Genomic DNA, 17,968 nt, shown 5'->3' on the forward strand with positions numbered 1-17,968 from the left:
TTACATCAATACTACGTTATGTCTGTACTGTATGAAGAAGTCTTGTGGCTGTGTCAGCATACGCCAGAGCTGTGCCTTGTCGGCAGCTGGATAGAATCGCTTGACATCTTCAAAACACTTGTCTTCACCGTCCTTGGTGTTGGCTATGACACGAACAGACAGCGGATAATCAATATCAAAGCTATCCCAACCGGGTTGTATCTGGTTGAAATCCCATAGGAAACTATGCTCGCTATTGTTCGTATTGCAATACTTTGCAGGCTTTTCCGACTCTCCCACGTGCTGCTGTCCTTTGTTAAGAATGTGGCAAATGCGCACTTGTAGCTGGAAAGCAATGTCTGATTTGTGGAACTGCATGACGCCCTTAAAGCCCAATCGGTCCATGTCTGAGCCGACGTCCAAACTGCGTTTCTGATGCAGTAATCCCACTGTATGACCATAACGCTGGCGTGGTGACTCAGTATCTGGGTCGGTGAAGTCATCGTTATAAGCTTCTGTAAAAAGTTTTCCGAGTTCTTCTTCCACTGGATCTGTGTCACGATACTCATAGGTAAAGACCTCTGGAGTAATCTTATTTAGCTCCATTGGATCAATGGTTTTGTAGAGATGATAGGTCTTTCCACCGAAGTTATAAGGCTGCAAAGCCTCTGGTTTTCCCGATACCTCAATCGACTTCCATGCCAACTCACTATCGAACGGCACTAAATTCTGTCCCAACGTGTAACCATCAGGGACATAGATGTTAGAAGTTGAGAACTTTGTGGCAGCTTCCATTGCTCCACCTTTCTCTTTAAAGGTGTATCGGTCATAATAAGTAGGTAGTGAAGCCAACGAACGTGGGTATGCCATTTGCAATCCACGCACCTCCTGTCCGTGTCCTGCAGAGCTACTATCTGCCACTGCTTTGTTCAAAGATGCGTTACCAATACCGAAGAAGTGCTGGTGAACAAGCAGTGTTGCGTTGTCTTCATCAGGCACGTTATAACCGTCTTTATCCTTCATGAAGGGATAACCTGAGAACTGATGGTTGATGAGCATACCGTTTTGATCGTAGTATTTCAGCTCCAATCCATAGTAGATATCGTCTGAAGCAATCACGTCAAAGCAGTCGCGTTCGGTCGTAATCGTCATCTGTCCGTCGTCATCTTTGGCAATATCAATTTCCTGCATGACAGGGATAGAGGTCGCACCACTGACAAGATGATAAGTGTTATAGGCTCGAATAGAGTCGTTTCCGTCTGGTCCAACACCAATCATTCCCCCCTTATAGCCCATTCTCAAGATGGCATGAACCGCATAAATCTGCTCATGTCCCTTCACATCTCGCTCAATAGAGGAAGGAGGGGCTTGTATAATCTTCTTGAAGAAATCGTCAACTTGGTCGTTAGAGCAACTTCCGAGGAGAAGTCCCACTGCTACCGTGGCAAGTATGAGGCGTATGTCTTTATATAGTTTCATATTCTTTTTCAGCTAATTAGAACTTAAACAATGTGCGTAAAGAGAAGTTTGCTCCACGCTCATGGGCGTAGTATCTGAAGCGGTCGGTGTACTCCTTATAGAGTGCGTTGAGGATGTTATCACCGACAATCATAAACTTCAACTCTCTATTCTGTGGTAACGCGATGCGGAACTCAGCCGTACCATTCAGTAGAAAATAGGCTGGTGGCGAGTCGGGAACGAGGTCTTTATCGGGATCAAAGCGGGTCTGCTTGGTCACGTAGATACCTGAGAGCGACAGCGACGAATGATACTTATGATTCTTCGTCAGCGGTAGGTCGTAGGTGGCTGAGAGTCCGTAACGGTCTGATGGCATGAAAGGTAGCCAGTCGTTATGGGTCAGGTTGCGTGCAAACATCCATTCTCCCTTACCGACAAAGGTCAGTCCTTGCAGCGGCTTCACGGTTGCTTCGATGTCACCACCATAGAGTTTCACATCGTCTTGGTCGTAGATAAACTTTGGATACTTACCACTTGGATGGTTATGGAAGCGGTCCTTACCTGCTCCGATGTGGTCGTAGATATAGCTATTGATACGCTGGAAGAAGACACTTGGCTCTACGGAGAACCATGTGTTCCTATACTTCGTACCTAACACGAGTTTATAACCACGCTCGCTGGCAAGATTCTTGTTGCCTACTACCCAATAGGAACCGTCTTGCAAGCCAATGGCATAGAGCTCGTTGATATCTGGTGGACGCCATGACCAACCGATATTCGCACGTGCATCCCACTTGTCACTGAACTGATAGTGGGTGGCAAGGCTCATGGTGAAGTTACTATAGAGTTTGAAGTCGTCGTAGTAGGTGTAGTTGCTGAGGCTGCTATAGCCATTGACCGACAACACACGGAAGTCATAACGCATACCGAGCGCGCACTGCAACTTACCAAACTCTGCCTTATGAAGGAAATATCCACCCATTGAAAGGGCTGCAAAGTTAGGAACAAAAGCTGGCTGTTTGGTGCCCGGGTAGTTGAAGTTCGTTTGGTAAGTGTTAGAAAGACCAGCGTCAGTCGTCATCTTCCATAGTTTCCATTTCGCTTGCCAAAGTACGTCGAACTTATAGGTTTTCAGCATCAGGTCCTGCATTGGAATCCAACTCCATTGTGTCTTCTTTCGATTTTCAAACTCTTGACGGAGATTCTCTTGGAAGGATAGCGTGAAATTGAGGTGATGGTTAGGATTAAGTTCCCATTTCAGTTCTCCTTTTAACGTCACGTGTTGCGACTGCTGGAATGGCGGTTTGATTTCGTATGAGAAGGGTTTAACGGTCTCTGGATCAGGACGTCCGTATTCAAATCGCTTGATCAACTGTGATAGGTCGGATATCTTACTGGCGTAATAGATTCCACTTCGCTGATAGTAGATACTTGAGAAGAGCGTTGCCGTTAGTTTCTTTCCTTGCCAACCGGCTAAGGCTGAGAAACTTATGGTGTTATATCCTGTGTTGTTCAGTACGTAGTCGGCTGTATGATAGTCGCCTCCTTTCGTGTACATTCCGTGTAGGCGCAAACCAAACTGCTTATAACCAGTCTCAATAGTACCCGACCCACTGAAGCCTCGCGCATTGGTATCGTAACCCATGTTGACGTTTCCATTCACCTTAATCTTCTTGTTTTCGTAGGGTAGGGGCGCATCATTCAAGAGTACCACACCGCCCATTGCACCGAAGCCATAGCGAATACACTCGGCACCTTTCACCACTTCTACCATGCTCGAACCTGTATAGTCGAGTTCTGGTGCGTGGTCGGCACCCCAACTCTGGCTTTCTAATCGTACTCCATTGTTCATCAAGAGGATACGACTACTGTGCATACCTTGAATAACAGGCTTGGCAATCGTGTTTCCAGTACTGATAGAACTAACGCCGGGGATGGTTTCAAGGAGTTTTGCCAATGATGTAGCACCACCTTTTTCCAATGCTTCCTGACTGATAGCAGACGACTGCTGTAAGACGGTCGTGTGTCGTTTCTGTGCCGTGACAGTGACATTATCTAATTGCTTAGAATCGTCCTTCAACTGTAAGGTTATCATGTGGCTGTCGGGAACGCTAACAACACGTGTCACCGTCTTATAACCTACGTAAGTAACCGTTAGTTTCATGCGGTCGGCAGCACGCTTGAGTTTAATCGTACACCTACCGTCGATGTCTGTCACCGAGGGGTTTGAAACGCCTTCGCAACGTACGACAGCACCGATGAGCGGCTCTTGTGACAGTTCGGAAACAACCCGAACGGTTACAGATGTTTTGACATCTTTATCCTCATCCTCCACGGTCTCCTGCCCATGTACAGCCGTTGCATGGACGTAGGTGGGTGGGAATAAGAACAAAGAACTTAAGAGAGTGGCGGACAGGTAGTATCTGACACGCCTTTCATAGTTCATTTTTAATTTGTTCATATATACTCAGATTACAAATGGTTTTTAATTAATAGACACAATTCCCCCCAACCTTCACAGCGGAGGAAACGAATCTATAAGGGTTTACTCAGGCTTCAGATCAAGTTGCAGGTGTCTGCAAATGAAGTCAGCCTTGTATTTTCATTTGTTACGATTTACGACTGCAAAAGTAGAAAAAATATATACATCGCACAATACTTACTTTTAGTGAAATTGCATAATCCCCATTTCTTGGTAGGTGAAACACATTCTCCTCTTTCGTCCTAACAATCCATTTTGTAAGAATAAACTCACGCCTCGCTTTTTATAGATGCTCTTTACCCCTCGAATTAACGCCCTTTCGGCTTGCAAAAGGTGCCCTTTAAGCCCCTTACTAACGCCCTTTTGAAGTCCAATTAAGCACCTTTTGGAAACCACCTTCGCAACTACCTGAAAACAAAAGACTTATAGAGGTACTGAAATCACTCGTTCTTAACCATTTTCCCTACCATTTCCTTAACCATAATGTAAAATAAATTCAAACACTAACTACGAATTTCTCTAATCCCGCGAATCATTTTCTTTCTTTGAACTTTTTATCCTTTGAACTTTGAGTTTTGAGCATTAAACTTTTTGATTTGTGCTTTAATCCTTGATTTTTCCAGTTGAACATTTTTCCAACAATAGTAATCATAATTATGAATTATGAATTCTGAATTATGAAATTATTAAAAAAAGTTTTGTATATTTGCCTTTGATTTATAAAGGAGTAGTAGCTAAGTCTACATAAAATAGATGAAAAGAACAAAGACATACAGCATAATTACAGGGTGGGTAGGTTGTCTACTCCTTCTGATGCTTGCTGCATGTAATGTTCCACACGTACAAGAAGTTGACGAATTAAACGACAAGGCATATGCCTTACACTATCGTAATCTCGACTCCGTGAGAATCTATGCGGATAAAGCCTACAGCCTGGCAGGAAGCTATGACGCAGGAAAGGCGGAGGCATTAAACAATCTTGCTTTTGTTGACTTGATGAAGATGCGCTTTACAGATGCCTATGCTAAACTCGATTCTGTCCTCAAAATCACTGATAACCAAGTAGAACTCTTGGTGGCAGACATCCAGTTTATGCGTCTTTGTCAGCGTGAGTCACTCAATAAGGAGTTCTATGACTACTATGAAAAAGCACAGAAACGAATTCATCGTATCGAAGAAGACGAGGAACTACTCTCTCCTCGTCAACGTCGTCGCATGGTTTATGCGCGCTCAGAGTTTGCCATTGTCACTTCGACATACTATTATTATGTAGGTTTGGAGCAACCTTCTATCAAGGCAATCAGCCAGATTAATCCCGATGGAGAGATACAAACCGACATGGCTCAGCTCTTGGCTTATTACTATAACATCGGTTCGGGTGGTATTATCAATACCAATTCGCAGAAAGCCATAGAGCAGAAAGAGTTTGAGTATCTCATACGCTGTTATATGCTTGCACGCCAGCACAACTTCCCTTATTGGGAGGCAAACTCCTTGCAGGCGATCAGTGAGCTGATTCTGAACGATAAGAGTCGAGCAACACTGATGCATGATAACCTACCGTCGTTCCAATATATCAACCTTGATAATATGCCTGAGAGACTTCTTGCGGGCAATTTAGCACAGCGATCACTGCATATCTTCCAACGTTATGGAGATGTTTATCAGACGGCAGGTTGCTATCGTACCTTGGCTTCATGCTATTGGCAGATAAAGGATTACCGCTCGGCTATCATCTGTCTGAACAAGGCTTTGCACGATAATCCAGCTATCAATCAGGCACCCGACCTTGTTGCGTCTATCCGAGAGCAGTTGAGTGTTACGTATTCGGCTATAAATAATAAGCAACAGAGTGATTATAACCGTAACATCTACCTTGATCTTCAGGACGAAACTCGACAAGACAGATACCTTACATCACGTGCTGAACAATTAGAGCGTACCTCAAAACAGCTGAATCTTATTATCATTGCTGTGGCACTCTCTATCTTCTTTGTGCTTGCTTCGCTTGTCCTCTTCCATTATCTTCGTCGAAGAAAAGATACACAGGGTTCGTTAGACGATCTCCTCCTTCCGCTTGAACAGTGGCGTCATAACAATGAAAAGCACATGGCTGAACTGGCGGATAAGTATGAAGAGGTGTCTGAACAACTTGTTATCAATAAGTTACATCTTACGGATAATAAGCGTAAACACCTTGAACAACGGGCTAAGATTTCGCTTGTCAATGGTGTTATCCCACTCATCGACCGTATGTTACATGAGATTGAGAAGCTCAAGAAGGGTGGCGAAAGTGATGCTGTGCAGGCAGAACGTTACACCTATATCCGTGAGTTGACCGATAAGATTAACGAGCTAAACGCTGTTCTCACAGAGTGGATTCAGCTTAGACAAGGTAAACTGTCGCTGCATATTGAGAGTTTCCCTATACAACAGGTGTTCGATATCGTGAAGAAAGGACGTATGGGTTTCCATATGAAGGGTATCGACCTACGTGTAGAAGACACGAAAGCTGTCGTCAAAGCCGACCGCGTTCTGACGCTTTTCATGGTGAATACATTGGCTGATAATGCCCGTAAGTTTACCGATAAGGGAGGTAAGGTGACCATTTCATCTATTGAAGAGCCGGACTATGTTGAGATATCTGTTGCCGATACGGGCTGTGGACTCACTGAGGAACAGCAACAACACATCTTCGATCACAAGCCAATTCATGATCAGAAAGACAGTGCTTCACATGGTTTTGGATTGATGAATTGTAATGGTATCATCAATAAATACAAGAAGATTAGTCAAATATTCTCTGTTTGTGAGATGGGTGTAGAGAGCGAGAAGGACAAGGGAAGTCGTTTCTTCTTCCGCTTGCCAAAGGGTATCAGCCGTGTCTTGTTGGCATTTGTCCTCGCTACAGCCTCCCTCCTGACAGCTCAGGCACGTCCTACAAGAGCCAGCGATAAGGCTACTGCCCTTGCAAAGAAGGACTATAACACCCTTGCAGGCATCTATGCAGACTCGGCTTACTTCTCAAATATCAATGGTTCCTATAGTAAGACATTGGCTTATGCAGACACATGTCGTTACTATCTGAATCTCCATTATCTCCAACTTCGCCCTAAAGGAAAGGAGTTGATGAAGCGACTTGGAAGCCTTTCTATCGTTCCTGCAGAGATTAAGTGGTATCATGATAGCCTGCCAATGAACTATGGTATCATTCTCGACATACGTAACGAGAGTGCTGTGGCAGCATTGGCACTGCACGAATGGGAGGTTTATAAATACAATAACTCTGTTTATACCCACCTCTTTAAGGAGCGTTATGCCGACAACTCATTGGGCGAATACTGTCGAATGATGATGAAGTCGGAGACGAATAAGAATGTGGCTGTTGCCCTTCTTGTGCTTTTCCTGCTTTCAATTTTCCCTGTTTATTACGTGATGTATTATCGTCATCGTCTCTCTTATCAGTTCTGTTTGGAGCGTGTGAAGCAGATAAACACGATTCTTCTTAGTGATGTAAGCGAAGAAAACAAACTCAGAGAGGTTGAGAAAGGTGTTAGCGACAGATTCCCAGAACGATTACTTGCTATCGTCAACCAGATTAAGGAGGCACTAATTGCCTCTGTTGAGGAGAATCAAAAGAGCCAATCAGACATAGAAATGCTCGAAGATGAGGTGCGTTGTGTGGAATATGAGAACGAGCGTTTGCACATTAGTAACAGCATTCTTGATAACTGTCTATCAACACTCAAGCATGAAACGATGTACTATCCTTCACGTATTCGCCAGCTTGTAGACGAACCTGATGGTCAACTTGAGGCGATTGACGAGTTGGCAATCTACTATAAAGAACTCTATCAGATTCTTAGTCAGCAGGCAATGAGCCAAGTAGAATCCGTGAAACTCGTGTCGCGCCCAGTGGATATCACGACATTGGTGAGTCCATCGAAGCTGACAACAACCTTCGAGTCACCACTCATCAGTGGCGACCCTGTCTTCCTTTCTTATTTATTTGATATACTATATCTTATCAATAACAACCAACCACTGACGGTCACAGCCGAAGAACATCAGCCTGGTTACCTCACCCTACATGTCATCATGTCGACACTGACACTCTCAGATGACGTTTGTCGCGACCTCTTCCAGCCTTCTGCCGACCGTTTGATGTTCTTTATCTGCCGACAGATAGCCCGCGACAATGGTGAATCAACCAATAAACGTGGCTGCGGTATCTCAGCGAATGCGATACCAAATGGCGTGAGAATAGATGTGGTTTTGGCAAAAGCAAATTAGGAAACATAACAAAACAAAATATAACTATGGAGAATTTTAGAGTCATCATCGTTGAAGACGTACCCTTAGAGTTAAAAGGAACGGAGGGTATCTTCCGAAACGAAATCCCTGAAGCCGAGATTATTGGAACAGCAGAAAGTGAAGTTGCCTACTGGAAACTCATTAAGCAAAACCTGCCCGACCTCGTGCTTCTCGACCTTGGATTGGGTGGTTCAACAACGGTGGGAGTAGAAATCTGCCGCCAAACAAAACAGACTTATCCACATGTAAAGGTGCTTATCTTTACGGGTGAGATACTGAATGAAAAACTATGGGTCGACGTCCTCGATGCTGGTGCTGATGGTATCTGCTTGAAGAGTGGCGAACTATTGACACGTGGCGACGTGGCAAGTGTCATGTCGGGCAAGCGAATGGTATTCAATCAGCCTATCCTCGAAAAGATTGTAGGCAGATTCAAGATGAGCGTGAGCAGTCAGCTGATGCACCAAGAAGCAATGGTTAGCTACGAGATTGACGAGTATGATGAGCGCTTCCTACGCCACCTTGCACTCGGTTATACCAAGGAACAGATTACCAACCTACGTGGTATGCCATTCGGTGTAAAGAGCTTAGAGAAGCGACAGAACGAACTTGTACAGAAGCTCTTCCCTGATGGTAACAATGGAATGAGCGTCAACGCGACGCGTCTTGTTGTACGTGCATTAGAACTACGTATTATCGACATCGACAACCTCCACGCTGATGAGGAATAAGTTAGGTTATATAGTCTTAGTGCTTCTCATAGCCCAGTTAGCACTGATACTGCTCTCATGGCTTCTTACGGCAGCTTTTCCCGAGCTCCCGATGCGGTCTATGTTGAGCAGTGAGGGCATCCGTTGGTTCTTTGGCTCATTTGTCAGCAACCAACTTTCACCATTGCTTATCTACTTTATTATGGCAGTGATGGCAGCAGGTGCGTGCGTTCGCAGTCGCCTTTATACTGCATTACGAGCGATGCTATCAAACATGAGAAGCGGCCTAACAAACTCCACAAACAATCGTTACAAGTTCCATTATCGAGAAACGGTTGGACTACGCATAGCATTGGTTGAATTCATCGTCTATGTAGTTGTCATGATTCTTCTCACGGCTGTCCCCCACGCAATTCTCCTGAGCGTGACAGGACAGCTATTCCCCAGTTCCTTCTCCTCCAGTTTTATCCCCTCATTATCACTGATTATCATCATCATGTCACTAACCTATGGTGTGGCAAGTGGTACGATAGACAGTGTTGCAAAGATGCACAAGATTCTTGTAGGCGGTTTAGAGGTCGGCTCCAAGTTCATCCCCACCTACGTCATCGGCATTCAACTCTATATGTCAGTCATATATGTGTTTATCCTATAGTCTCAACATATATTAATATAGGTTTGTAAACAGCTTCTAACCCATACTTAGCGTTCCCTGCACCAACGGTACCTCTATGGTCAACATATTTTTAAATATAAACTCCCTTAGCTCCGTGACTCTGTGTGAGAATTAAATTAAGTAACAAGGGGTTAGAAAAATATTTACAAAACGAGCAAAGAGGAGGCTGGGAATTGAGCTAAAAACAAGTAAATCTGTTACCTCCGTAAGTATTTTGTTATCAAGTAGTTGCAAAGGTGGTTCTCAAAAGGTGCTTAATAGGACTTCAAAAGGGCGTTAGTTAGGGGCTTAAAGGGCACCTTTTGCAAGCCAATTAGCCGTCTTTTAGAAGTCAAAAGAGCATGTATTGGTTTTGAGATACATAAAAATAGTTTCTGTGTTTTGATAAAAGTACTAACAAACCTTAAACACTTTCAAAGTATGCCTCATAGTCATCAGAGAGTGTATAGATGCTGTCCCTCTGCCCCATAATCTCTCGCAATTTCATCATCATCAACCATGCGGGAGAGTAATATTCGAGTTCAAGCTGATGCTGGATCTCCTTAGCCGACAGTACCTGCTTGATGGATGTCATCATGTGCGCAGTAGAGAACCAATCATACAGCGGTAGTTTGCTATGTTCCATAACGGTACCCTTTGTCAACGAGATTCTGTTGCCACAGTTCTCACATTGAAAGGATTTCCTTCCAGGCAGCCATTTATACTTTGTAGCTCCACACTTAGGACACACAACACCTATTTCCTCTCGAACAGCTCTAAGGTAGTTCTCGCAGCTATCCTCATCAGGGAACATCTGGAAGAAGTCTTTCAATAACATAGGTCTCATATTTGTGACAAATATAATTGATTTTCAGATTTTTACAATGGAGCTATATTGAAATTAACATACCTTAGTACTTTTATCAAAACACAGAAAAAATAGTTTACAAATTCCTATAATTTGGAGATAAGTTGTTGGTGAAATACGAATAGATATAGTATTATTTGCATTTATCTTTTAGTTTATTTTCCTTTGTATAACTATTTAGTTGGGGATATCAATACCACACAAGTATGTAAGTCTTTATTCTATTTCCAGTCTATGCATTTAACGGAAGAACCAAAGATAAGTAGTCAAAACAGCTGATGATATGGATGATTTACTGACAAGATATAATAAACTTCTTAGGCAATATGAGGTTTTGCACAAAGAGAATGAGGTTCTGAGATCACTTCTAAAAATCCATGGTGTTGAATATGAAACAAGGATGAAAGAAGATATGAATAAACCTATATATTCTTTGGTTTCAGTTCCAACTATTACTCTTTCGATAGATGAGCGCATAAGACTTTTCCAATCTTTATTTAAAGGGAGGGAAGATGTCTTTGCACGGAGATGGTTTAGTAAGACAACTGGTAAATCTGGATATCAACCTGTTTGTATTAATGAGTGGAAACAAGGAATCTGTGATAAGAAGAAGTATAGGTGTGTAATATGTCCAAATAGAAACTTTGCACCACTAACAACTCAAGATATGTATCGCCATTTAGAAGGAAAAGATGAGTATTGCTGTGATGTTGTGGGACTCTATGCTATCATGCAAGATAATAACTGTGCTTTCCTTTGTGCCGATTTTGATGACAAGAACTGTAAGTATGGTTATAAAGAAGATGTACTTGCCTATGTGGGTGTGTGCAGAGAATGGCTGATTCCCTATGCCATAGAGCGCTCGAGATCGGGGAATGGTGCCCACGTGTGGATTTTCTTTGAAGCGCCTCTACCAGCATCTAAGGCGAGGAGATTAGGAAATACTATACTAACGGAAGCTATGACGCGTAATGGACAGATGTCGTTCAACTCCTATGATCGATTCTTTCCCAATCAAGATTATTTGCCAGAAGGAGGCTTTGGCAACCTCGTTGCACTCCCACTACAAGGTCAGGCACGCAGGAAACAGAACAGTGTTTTTGTTGATAATGATTTCCTTGTATATAAGGATCAATGGGCATTTCTATATAATCTTAAGAAAATACAAGAATCTACTATCGACCAACTACTACGCCTGCATTATCAAGAAGAACTTGGAAAACTGTCTATGTCGAGCGAAAGCAAGCCATGGGTTACCCCTTTGCCGCAAAATATTACGCAAGAAGACTTCCATGCTAAGGTTGAGATAATCAAAGCAGACAAACTATACATCCCATTGAAGGCTGTTTCTGCAAAGGTACTAAACCATCTGAAAAGAATTGCAGCCTTCAAGAATCCTGAATTTTACAGTAAGCAAGCACTCCGTCTTTCTACATATGCCATTCCACGCATAATCTCATGTTTTGATATTACTAACGAATACCTTGCTATGCCACGTGGTTGTGAGGATGCTACTCGATCTTTCCTTAACGACAATGCTGTAACATACACTATTACTGATAAAACAAATCATGGCAATAAGATTTCTGTTTCTTTTCAAGGGGAAGAAAGAGAGGAACAGTTGGAAGCCATCAATGCCCTATTACCATATACGAATGGCATCCTACATGCCACTACCGCTTTTGGGAAAACCGTTACAGCAGCAGCTATTATCGCTCGTAAAAAAGTAAATACACTCATCCTTGTTCATTCGAATGCATTACTTAAACAATGGCATGACCGCTTAACAGAGTTTCTTAATATCGACTACCCAAAACATGAAGAAAAGAATAAACGTGGTAGACGTAAGGTGTTTTCTCCTATAGGTTGCTTTGATTCATCAGGGAATACGCTTCACGGTATTATTGATATAGCTCTTATACAGTCATGTTTGGATGAAGATGGTGTAAAACCATTTGTACAGGACTACGGAATGGTAATTGTTGACGAATGTCATCATGTGTCTTCTATAACCTTTGAACAAGTATTGATGTCTATAAAAGCTCACACCATATATGGGTTAACAGCTACCCCCATTCGTAAAGACGGTCATCAGCCAATCATCTTCATGCAATGTGGTCCAATACGATTTTCTACTGATGTTAAAAGTCAGATAGCTAAGCAATCCTTCGATAGGTTCCTTATTCCAAGATTTACATCATATAACTTTATTTTAGAGGACAGGCTATCAATTGCAACCTTATATAAATATCTATCCGAAGATGAGATACGCAACAATCTCATTGTAGAAGATATTTGCAAAGCAGTTAATACAGGAAGAACACCGATCATTCTGACTAATAGAACTGCCCATGTGTCTGTATTAGCAGAGAAGTTGAATGCTACCATCAAAAATGTTATCTCATTGACAGGGGCAGGTACGACAAGAGAAAAGCGAGAGGCAATGCAACGGCTACAAAATATTCCTGACAGCGAACAATTAGTTATTGTCGCAACGGGAAAGTATGTTGGCGAAGGCTTTGATTATCCGCGTCTTGACACCCTATTCCTTGCACTTCCAATCTCATGGAAAGGTCTTTTAACTCAGTATGCAGGTCGGCTTCATCGGGAATATGAGGGAAAGAAAGATGTACGTATCTATGACTATATCGATATCCATGAACCAATTTGCGATAGTATGTATAGAAAACGACTCAAAGGCTATGCTGCAATAGGATACAAAACAATCAATACAGCCCAACCAACATTGTTTGATAACATAAACGACATACCGTCCTCCGTACCTGAAAATCAGATATTTAATGGTTCAACTTTCTACCGCCCCTACACTTCAGATTTGATAAAAGCAAAGCGTTCCATTGTGATATCTTCACCAAAACTGTATAGAACGGAGCAAAATCCCTTAGTCACTTTGTTGAAAGAACTTGCTCACCAGGGAATTGAAATTCTTATTACAACAGTTGCAGAGAACGAACAAACAGCATTCATCCAATCAAAGGGGCTATCTGTAAAAGTGAAACCAAAGCTATCATTATATACTACCATCATTGATAAAGAAGTTGTTTGGTATGGTTCAATAAACACGCTTGGTTATGCTTCAAAGGATGATAACATGATAAAGGTGACTGATATTCACCTTGCTAATGAATTGATAGAGATGATACTCAAACATAGTTAAGTAACATGATATATGCCAATTTAGGATAAGTTTAGTATAAATAAATATCTGTATCTTTTATCCTTTTCAAAGCCAAATCAAACTACGAATGTAATTATTTTTCACATCTTCATTTTTAAAAGATACTCTTTAGCATTCGAATTAACGCCCTTTTGGCTTGCAAAAGATGCCCTTTAAGCCTCTTACTAACGCCCTTTTGAAGTCTAACTAAGCACCTTTTGAAAAATGATTTTGTAACTTCTTCATAACAAACGAGTTACAAAGGTGATAAGAAAAGCGTTTTTTCGACTGTTTTTGGTGAATAAAGCACCGGTTAATGTAAAGATAATTCAGAGCGATGGGTTGTTTATAGGATATGAATTTGGGTCTTCAGTAATTTGAAGTGATAAGGTTTGCCACTTGTGTTTAGAGTTTGAAACAATGTCACACGGAGGCACGGAGAGGACGGAGGATTATTTAATCTAAATCGGTCATTAGACCACAATATGTATAATTCTTCTTACTCTGGTATTGTTTCCTAACATCTTTTATTTTCTTATCGGCATCTTGTCCGTCTTTGTAACTCGACGTAGCTCGCTACGCCTGCATTACAAAGCCAAACAATCTGTTCGATAATAAAACAAAATATGTTTAGGTTCTAATGACCGATTAGGGTTAAACCAAGATGATTAAAGCGATTAGCATTAGCAAAGAGAGAGGTCTTTTATCTCACGCAGAGAGTCTAAACACATCATTACGGCATAAAGCATGACGACAAGATGATGCCATGCATCAAACTTCTTTATATAGTGTTCACCTCCCAGAGCTTGGCTCAGAGAGAGAATTTTATCACGATTAGAATAGTTTAACAGTTGAACATATAGCGATTGTCCGATAAAATGTGTACTTTTGTTCATCTTATTTCATTGTTTTATTATGACAGCTACAAAGGAAATAAGAAGGGCTGACTGTGCAAAACAATCAGCCCGTTTTTTTATTATTCTGAATTAAAAAGATATGAACGCACAAAAAGTTTTATCGGACACCAATATTAATTTACATTTTGACACACCCTCTTTCTTTTTCCAACAACCACACTTTTCGGGCTGTTCCTCCTGCATATCCTCCTAATTCTCCATTGCTTGCCACAACTCTATGGCAGGGAATGATGACCATTAATGGATTATGGTGATTGGCATTACCTACAGCACGGGCGGCTTTGTTTCTGCCGATACGTCTTGCTAATTCTGCGTAAGAAAGCGTTTCTCCGTATGGGATTTGCTGCAAACCTTCCCATGCGAGTAGCTGAAAGGGAGTGCCGTTTAATCGTATGGGGAGGTTAAAAGTCTTACGCTTCTGAGTGAAATATTCCGTTAGCTGTCGGCAAGCCTCAGTTAGTAACACGCTGTTTTGTTCCTTGTCTTCCGTCCACTTCGCTATCATTCGTTCGTCAATCGTATCTTCCCATTGGCAATAAACGATAGCGTCTTCTTCCTCGGCAAGTAATAAGTTGCCGAGGGGTGAGGGGTAACGACAGAAGTACATGGATTATTCCTCTACAACCTCAGCGTCTTCGATATTATCTGTAACCAACTTGTCGCCTGTCACAATCTTGGCATCTTCAGCCTTCTCGTAAGATTTACGGACAAGATACATACGGATAATCAAGATGAATTCTAAGACTCCATAGTACATAAATGCCCATCCGAGAACTAACAATGGAAGCTGCGCAGTCTCTATTGGTTTACTAATCAAAAGAATAGCTACTGCCAAGATGACTGTTGGGAAGAGCCACATATAGACTGGAACACGAGCGTATTGACGTGAACGAGCGAGGTTCATAAACTGATTGACAGCACCGAGAATCAGTAATGCTGCAAGGATATAAACCACCCATGTGATAAACGTGTTGGGCATAACGGCAAGGATGATACCCAAGGCAATACTGCCAACACCCGCAATAGGGAAGGAAGGCGACTTGAGGTTCTCTTCTTCTTGTTGTCCTTCTTGCTGTTCTGCCTTCGCTGTTTTCTTTGCTACTTTCTCCTTTTCAAAATAGTAAGCGATGCAGGAAACCAATCCAGAGAGTAGGAAGAGTATACCCACGGTGATGGTCATCCACGTCATAGTTTCCTCACGATATCTTACGAGGAGGAAACCTGTCACTAATACGATAATAGCCCTTATGGCTGATATTTGAAGTACTTTCATAGATGCAAAAATACAAAATAATCTCTATTCCAACGTTTTACTCCCTGATTTTTTATTATTTTTGCAATAAGAAATGATGAAGTTATGACATTATTATATCTTGTAAGGCATGGTGAAACGGTGGATAACGCCAATCATATTATGCAAGGACAAACACCGGGAGAACTGAATGAGCAGGGTATCAAGCAGGCTGAAGATCTTGCAGAACGTTTGAAAGATGAGCCTATCGATGCGTTTGTCTCAAGTGATTTACAGCGTAGTATTCATACCTGTGAACTTATAGCTCGACCTCATGGGAAGGCTGTTACGACGACTCCCTTGCTTCGTGAACGTGATTGGGGTTCGTTTACTGGGAAGTATATTCCTAATTTGGCAAATCTAAATGACCCTTCTTTATGGCCTGATGACATCGAAAGCTTAGAAGCTTTGAAGGCTCGCGCTAAGGAATTCCTCACATGGTTGAAGGAAGAATATCCTGATAAGAAGGTGCTTGCCGTAGGACATGGTATCATCAATAAAGCCATTCAAAGCGTTTATTTTGATAAGCCGATGAATGAGCTGAAGCCTATGGGGAATGCCGAGGTTAGGGTGCTTGAGCTATAAGGCTTATTAGCCCTATCAGCCTAATTAGCCTTATTGTGCCTAATAGTAAAAAGCGAAGAGGAGCCTCACTCACGTGAAACTCCTCCCCTTCATTTAAATAACTCTCTTTGTTACATCTCTAATTTGGTCTGAATGCAGTTTTACTCATTGGTTTGCTAACTGCTAAACAATCTTAATTACCTTAATTTAAAACCTTAGTGCTTAGTATTTAAACCTGATTGAATCAACGTCTATTTATTATATCTTAATGTCGTTATCTATGTCCACCAAATGAGCTACTTCCGTTTGAAACGCTTCCACCACCTGAGCGGTTTCCGCCAAATGTTGCGCCACCACCACCGAAGCTGTTGCTTGGTGCATCGAATGAGCGACTTGGCTCATAGCTTCTTGTTGCGCCACCATAGTTCCTACTTCCACCGAAGTTACCACCATAGTTAGGTTGAGTAACCGTTGTTCGTGTTGAACTCTCTCGTGGAGCGTAGTACTGATAATTACGTGGTCCATCAAAGTTTCCGCGTTGCTGATTGCCGAAGCTGCGTGGGCGGTCGTTCTGATAAGTAGGACCATTGTTATAATAGTAGTTTCCTCCTCTATTGTAATCGCCACGTATGTAGCTATCTCTCATCCCATATCGGCTGTTATAATCTCCGCCGTAGAAGATTTCTCTTCCGTTATACCAACTTCTTCCGCCATTCATTCGCCAGCTGTGGGCTCCGTTGTAAACGTTGTAGAACGATGGTCGTCCGAAGTAATAATAGTCGCGGCGTGGATAACGAGCATAAATGCCAAATCTCCAGTAGCCTGCGTCCCATCTCAGTGGGCGGTAGAAATATGCTGCTTCAACGTATGCACGATATTGCCAATCATAGAGGATATAGCTCAAATCTACATTTCGATGTGACCAATACATTCCATAGAGGTCGTCTACCGTGTTGACATTCATGAGGTAATCCAAGTTTATTTCGTAGGCTGCCTCATATTGTGCCTCCGTCAGATTCAGCTCGTAAGCCATCTTATCTGTTAGAAAGAGTGCTTGTACTCGAGCCTGCTCATAACTCATTGCGCTTGTTGATGCGCCGATAACTATGAGCGATGCGATGAGGGTTAGTACTATCCTTCTCATAATCGTTACCTTTTTAAGTTCTTATTCAAGTTTCGGACTACTTCGAAAAGCATTTCCTAACTTTCACGATGCAAAGGAACGAAGAAAAAAAGAGATGTGAAAAGGATTTCCCCTATACAGTGGGGGATTTTCCCTAAACTTGTGTTTGACACGATATAACGGCTTAAAATCTCACCTTATTTATATACAGTTAGTTTTATTTTTACGTTACTGTCACTTTTAACAATTCTCGTAATCGATTGGAAATTAAATGGTTATATACTGAAAGGTGATGATAGGAATGACAGGAAAATAAGTTTCGATGGATTCTTTTAGTTCTCATTTAAATTGATTCTTCCGTTAAATGTGTGTACGTTTTTGTATAGCTTTAAAGAAAGAAACGAGCTTATGCGTTAAACAAAACTGGGT

At 42.0% G+C, this 17,968-nt stretch carries 11 protein-coding genes and 1 pseudogene; 5 read left to right on the forward strand and 7 right to left on the reverse strand.

Features of this window, described 5'->3' with window-relative positions; translation table 11 throughout:
• On the reverse strand, window positions 1–1,458 hold the full coding sequence (locus J4861_RS01985; protein ID WP_211816498.1) for a hypothetical protein: 1,458 nt from the start codon (window positions 1,456–1,458) through the stop codon (window positions 1–3).
• 16 nt (window positions 1,459–1,474) lie between these two features.
• On the reverse strand, window positions 1,475–3,898 hold the full coding sequence (locus J4861_RS01990) for a TonB-dependent receptor (protein WP_211816499.1): 2,424 nt from the start codon (window positions 3,896–3,898) through the stop codon (window positions 1,475–1,477).
• Between the two features lie 774 nt (window positions 3,899–4,672).
• Here J4861_RS01990 and J4861_RS01995 point away from each other — a divergent pair.
• From J4861_RS01995 to J4861_RS02005, 3 genes are read left to right on the forward strand one after another with little or no spacing between them, the layout of a single operon-like run.
• On the forward strand, window positions 4,673–8,212 hold the full coding sequence (locus J4861_RS01995; RefSeq protein WP_211816500.1) for a sensor histidine kinase: 3,540 nt from the start codon (window positions 4,673–4,675) through the stop codon (window positions 8,210–8,212).
• A 26-nt stretch (window positions 8,213–8,238) separates the two neighbouring features.
• Window positions 8,239–8,964 carry a DUF5932 domain-containing protein gene (locus J4861_RS02000; protein ID WP_204868344.1) on the forward strand — a complete coding sequence of 242 codons (726 nt, stop codon included), beginning with the start codon at window positions 8,239–8,241 and terminating at the stop codon, window positions 8,962–8,964.
• Complete coding sequence (locus tag J4861_RS02005; RefSeq protein ID WP_211816501.1) at window positions 8,954–9,598, forward strand: ABC transporter permease; 645 nt, start codon at window positions 8,954–8,956, stop codon at window positions 9,596–9,598. Before J4861_RS02000 ends, J4861_RS02005 begins: the two co-directional genes overlap by 11 nt.
• A gap of 430 nt (window positions 9,599–10,028) precedes the next feature.
• Here the strand turns inward: J4861_RS02005 and J4861_RS02010 are convergent.
• Window positions 10,029–10,436: pseudogene (locus tag J4861_RS02010) on the reverse strand (transposase); the annotation flags it as partial.
• A gap of 313 nt (window positions 10,437–10,749) precedes the next feature.
• Here J4861_RS02010 and J4861_RS02015 point away from each other — a divergent pair.
• Complete coding sequence (locus J4861_RS02015; RefSeq protein ID WP_211816502.1) at window positions 10,750–13,644, forward strand: TOTE conflict system archaeo-eukaryotic primase domain-containing protein; 2,895 nt, start codon at window positions 10,750–10,752, stop codon at window positions 13,642–13,644.
• A gap of 683 nt (window positions 13,645–14,327) precedes the next feature.
• Here J4861_RS02015 and J4861_RS02020 read toward each other — a convergent pair.
• The 3 genes from J4861_RS02020 to J4861_RS02030 all read right to left on the reverse strand — a co-directional run bounded on the left by J4861_RS02020 (window position 14,328) and on the right by J4861_RS02030 (window position 15,834).
• Window positions 14,328–14,540: a DUF4372 domain-containing protein gene (locus J4861_RS02020; RefSeq protein ID WP_249110798.1), complete on the reverse strand. Its 213-nt coding sequence runs from the start codon at window positions 14,538–14,540 to the stop codon at window positions 14,328–14,330.
• Between the two features lie 139 nt (window positions 14,541–14,679).
• Window positions 14,680–15,168 carry a methylated-DNA--[protein]-cysteine S-methyltransferase gene (locus tag J4861_RS02025; RefSeq protein ID WP_211816503.1) on the reverse strand — a complete coding sequence of 163 codons (489 nt, stop codon included), beginning with the start codon at window positions 15,166–15,168 and terminating at the stop codon, window positions 14,680–14,682.
• A 3-nt stretch (window positions 15,169–15,171) separates the two neighbouring features.
• A complete protein-coding gene (locus J4861_RS02030) occupies window positions 15,172–15,834 on the reverse strand; it encodes a DUF308 domain-containing protein (RefSeq protein ID WP_211816504.1) in 663 nt (220 codons plus the stop codon).
• A gap of 84 nt (window positions 15,835–15,918) precedes the next feature.
• Here J4861_RS02030 and J4861_RS02035 point away from each other — a divergent pair, with 84 nt between their 5' ends.
• Window positions 15,919–16,437 (forward strand): histidine phosphatase family protein, encoded by a 519-nt coding sequence (locus tag J4861_RS02035; RefSeq protein WP_211816505.1) that lies wholly within the window; start codon window positions 15,919–15,921, stop codon window positions 16,435–16,437.
• A 253-nt stretch (window positions 16,438–16,690) separates the two neighbouring features.
• On the opposite strand, the gene J4861_RS02040 is transcribed toward J4861_RS02035, so the two are convergent.
• On the reverse strand, window positions 16,691–17,560 hold the full coding sequence (locus J4861_RS02040; protein ID WP_004360612.1) for a hypothetical protein: 870 nt from the start codon (window positions 17,558–17,560) through the stop codon (window positions 16,691–16,693).
• Between the last annotated feature and the right edge of the window lie 408 nt (window positions 17,561–17,968).

This window comes from Prevotella melaninogenica, assembly GCF_018127925.1.
Classification (GTDB): Bacteria; Bacteroidota; Bacteroidia; order Bacteroidales; family Bacteroidaceae; genus Prevotella; species Prevotella melaninogenica_C.

What these genes read in the sequence shown, in the direction of transcription:
- J4861_RS01985 (WP_211816498.1), bottom strand. Translation starts at nt 1,458, where the DNA reads ATGAAACTATATAAAGACATACGCCTCATACTTGCCACGGTAGCAGTG.
- J4861_RS01990 (WP_211816499.1), bottom strand. Translation starts at nt 3,898, where the DNA reads ATGAACAAATTAAAAATGAACTATGAAAGGCGTGTCAGATACTACCTG.
- J4861_RS01995 (WP_211816500.1), top strand. Translation starts at nt 4,673, where the DNA reads ATGAAAAGAACAAAGACATACAGCATAATTACAGGGTGGGTAGGTTGT.
- J4861_RS02000 (WP_204868344.1), top strand. Translation starts at nt 8,239, where the DNA reads ATGGAGAATTTTAGAGTCATCATCGTTGAAGACGTACCCTTAGAGTTA.
- J4861_RS02005 (WP_211816501.1), top strand. Translation starts at nt 8,954, where the DNA reads ATGAGGAATAAGTTAGGTTATATAGTCTTAGTGCTTCTCATAGCCCAG.
- J4861_RS02015 (WP_211816502.1), top strand. Translation starts at nt 10,750, where the DNA reads ATGGATGATTTACTGACAAGATATAATAAACTTCTTAGGCAATATGAG.
- J4861_RS02020 (WP_249110798.1), bottom strand. Translation starts at nt 14,540, where the DNA reads ATGAACAAAAGTACACATTTTATCGGACAATCGCTATATGTTCAACTG.
- J4861_RS02025 (WP_211816503.1), bottom strand. Translation starts at nt 15,168, where the DNA reads ATGTACTTCTGTCGTTACCCCTCACCCCTCGGCAACTTATTACTTGCC.
- J4861_RS02030 (WP_211816504.1), bottom strand. Translation starts at nt 15,834, where the DNA reads ATGAAAGTACTTCAAATATCAGCCATAAGGGCTATTATCGTATTAGTG.
- J4861_RS02035 (WP_211816505.1), top strand. Translation starts at nt 15,919, where the DNA reads ATGACATTATTATATCTTGTAAGGCATGGTGAAACGGTGGATAACGCC.
- J4861_RS02040 (WP_004360612.1), bottom strand. Translation starts at nt 17,560, where the DNA reads ATGAGAAGGATAGTACTAACCCTCATCGCATCGCTCATAGTTATCGGC.